Here is a 2,883-nt window from a genome sequence, read left to right on the forward strand (position 1 = left end):
TGGGCGGCGAGGACAAGATCCTGCCCGGCGCGGTGGTCAACCGTGCGCTGGAGACCCGTCTGCAGGTCATGGAACAGGAACAGGGGCGTCGACCGGGTGGTCGTGAGCGCAAGCGCATGAAGGACGACATTCTGCACGAGCTGCTGCCCAAGGCCTTCGTCAAGAACAGCCGCCACGACGCCATCCTGGACCTCGCCCACGGCTATGTGGCCGTGGATACCTCCAGCCGTAAGGTGGGCGAGGCCTTCGTGTCCGATATCCGAGGCCTGCTGGGCGGCTTCCCGGCGGTTCCGCTGAACGCCCAGGTTGCACCGCGCTCGATCCTGACTGGCTGGATCGCTGGCGAGCCCCTGCCGGATGGCTTGTCCCTTGGGGAATCCGCAGAGCTGCGTGATCCGGTCGAGGGTGGCGCCAAGGTGCGCTGCAGCGACCAGGAACTTCGCAGTGACGAGATCGACAAGCACCTGGATGCCGGCAAGCAGGTCACCAAGCTGGCCCTGGTGCTGGAGGACGCGCTGTCCTTCGAGCTGGGCGATGACCTGGTGTTGCGCAAGCTGAAGTTCCTGGACGGCGCGCTCTCCCAACTGGAGCAGGCCGATGCCGACGGCCGCCGCGCAGAGTTCGACGCCCGCTTTGCCCTGCAGAGCGGCGAGATTCGCCGCCTGTTCCTGGTGCTGGAACAGGCCTTTCACCTTTCAGCGACCCCGTGAGGACCGACATGACCATCAAGCGCTACAGAATCGAACGTAACTGGGGCGAAGGCCAGGTACAGCTTGAGATCGACCACAGCATCCTGACGCCGGAGCTGGCGACGGAAATCAACAAGTTCTGGACCGGTGCCGATGAGCGCCTTGGAGAAGCCGACGGCGACGCGGTACTGGCCGTCATCAAGATGGCTGGTGCCGAGTTCATGGGGTGGGTGCTGGACGTGAACTCCAGCTACTCGACCGAGGGTATGCAGCGTGAGTTCGATCAGCTGGAGGGCTGGCCGTCGCCCCACGGTATCCGCTTGGTCGACTGGGACGACCGGCCCGATCTCGATTCCTGCCTCATGCAGGTCGAGGAAGTGGAGGTGTCTCATGGATGAGACCGTGTACGACGCGGCATGGCGGGCCTACAAGGCCGCGCCTCGCGCCGTGGCCAACGGCCCGTCACGCTCAGCCGTTCGAGCGGCGGTGGATGCGGTTCTTGGCTACCTGATGCCGCCTGGTTCGACGCCAGCGTTCTTCGCCGACCGCGAACTGCGGCGGGCAGTGGCTGCGGACCTCATGGAGATGGGCAGTGAGAGCCAGCGCGGCGGCTGGCCGGCCATGCGGGCAACCTACACCGTCCCGCTTTTCCAGGTCCCGCCAGGCCCTTCGCAGACCGACGTTCTGAAGCGGCTTCACTGTGTGCCGCCGATGTGGTTGAGCGAACAGATTGGAGGTCCGTTTGATGACCTGACTCCCGGTCAGGCATGGCGCGACGGGTTCAACGAATGCCGTAGGCGTTCGCTACTGCTGATCGAGCAGGAACTGACCGAAGCTGGCCGCGAGGAAGGGGCTGTTGATGCGCCGTGATCCGCTGACAAAGAAGTCCCAGGTGGCCACCGTCCTGAAGGACGGTGGCCGTATCGTGCCTGGCGTGCGCGAAGGGCTGCTGCAGTTGCTGGACCATGCGGGCCAGGAAGTGCCTGCATGGCAGACCGCCCTCCGGGCCGTTCAGGGCGCAAGGAGCAAGGCATGACGCGCGTTCGCAAGGCCGGCGACGGCCGTAACCGGGTGCTGGCCGCGATCCACGCCGGCGCCAAGAAGCTCGGCCTCTCCGAGGACGTCTACCGTGACCTGGTCGAGCGTGTATCCAGAGAGCACGGCGTTGCCCAGCGCAGCGCCGGCAAGTGCGATCGCCGGCAGCTCGATGCGATCGCCAACGAGCTGCGTCGCCTGGGTGGAATTCCCGCCAAGGCGGCGTACGCAGCCAAACGTTGGGCAGGCCGCCCCAAGGGCGACCTATCCCCCCAGCTGTCCAAGATCGAAGCCCTGCTGGCCGATTCGGGGCGTGAGTGGGAATATGCACATTCGGTGGCCCGCCACATGTTCAAGGTAGGACGCCTGGAATGGTGCAACCCGGATCAGCTGTCCAAAGTGATTGCCGCTCTTCAGATCGACGCCAATCGCCGTGCCCGGCGGGAGGCTCCTTCGGCATGAAGTCGATGGAGGCCCGCCGTCACGAACTCCTCAGTGAAATCGCCGAAGTGGTGGCGGGTTTGCTGGGTCGTGAGCACGCGCTCCCCACCGAGGTTGCTGACTTGGTGGGGGCAGCGGTGGCCGATAGCTTGGCCGAGCACTGGGGCGGACAGACCATCACGTACCCGAAGGACGCGCACTTCAAAGCTACGCAGCGGGAGATCGAGATCTTGCGGGCCTACCTCGCAGGCACCTCTACCGCTAAACTTGCACACGACACCGGTATGCACGAAAGAAGCATCCGTCGGTTGATTCGCCGGGCCCAGGCGCGGGCAGGCGGACTGGATCAGCTGGATCTGTTCGCCTGATTCAGGGATTGCGCCAGGCGCAACGGCTTTTCATATCGATCCGCCATTGTCAGCCTTCTTCCGGGTACGCTTGATGCTGAGGGTGGGGGTGTCATCGCCACGATGATGCAGCGCCGCCGACAATCCGGGGCTTTGAACAGCAGCAAGATCGGTCTACTGGTCGAACTTGGCCAGCTAAGGGTCCGTGAGCATCAGATCCTCGCCGAGCTCGCGGCCTTGGAACGAGCAGGGGAGTGATTGCGCCTGGCGCAATGAGTCTCCGACAGAGGCGAGCGGTAATCCTGCTTTGTCCGGGGTAGTCCCGCATATATCACGCCAACGCCCCCCCATATATCCCACCCCTGCACAGC

Annotated in this window: 6 protein-coding genes; all 6 read left to right on the plus strand. The window is 64.6% G+C overall.

From position 1 onward, the window contains the following. On the plus strand, positions 1–710 hold a 710-nt coding region (locus D5301_RS23885; RefSeq protein ID WP_153857074.1), incomplete at its 5' end, for a recombination-associated protein RdgC. Positions 711–718: 8 nt separating this feature from the next. Continuing rightward, entirely contained in the window at positions 719–1,087 is a 369-nt protein-coding gene (locus D5301_RS23890) for a DUF2528 family protein (protein ID WP_126929426.1), read from the plus strand. Then, positions 1,080–1,559 (plus strand): hypothetical protein, encoded by a 480-nt coding sequence (locus D5301_RS23895; RefSeq protein ID WP_126929427.1) that lies wholly within the window; start codon positions 1,080–1,082, stop codon positions 1,557–1,559. Before D5301_RS23890 ends, D5301_RS23895 begins: the two co-directional genes overlap by 8 nt. Further along, positions 1,549–1,725 carry a hypothetical protein gene (locus tag D5301_RS23900; protein WP_153857075.1) on the plus strand — a complete coding sequence of 59 codons (177 nt, stop codon included), beginning with the start codon at positions 1,549–1,551 and terminating at the stop codon, positions 1,723–1,725. The genes D5301_RS23895 and D5301_RS23900 overlap by 11 nt, the downstream gene beginning before the upstream one ends. Continuing rightward, positions 1,722–2,186, plus strand: coding sequence for a regulatory protein GemA (locus D5301_RS23905; protein ID WP_185830029.1), 465 nt, complete (start codon positions 1,722–1,724; stop codon positions 2,184–2,186). Before D5301_RS23900 ends, D5301_RS23905 begins: the two co-directional genes overlap by 4 nt. Then, on the plus strand, positions 2,183–2,533 hold the full coding sequence (locus D5301_RS23910) for a Mor transcription activator family protein (protein ID WP_185830030.1): 351 nt from the start codon (positions 2,183–2,185) through the stop codon (positions 2,531–2,533). Before D5301_RS23905 ends, D5301_RS23910 begins: the two co-directional genes overlap by 4 nt. Positions 2,534–2,883 lie beyond the last annotated feature (350 nt).

Source organism: Stenotrophomonas sp. MH181796 (assembly GCF_009659995.1).
GTDB lineage: Bacteria > Pseudomonadota > Gammaproteobacteria > Xanthomonadales > Xanthomonadaceae > Stenotrophomonas > Stenotrophomonas riyadhensis.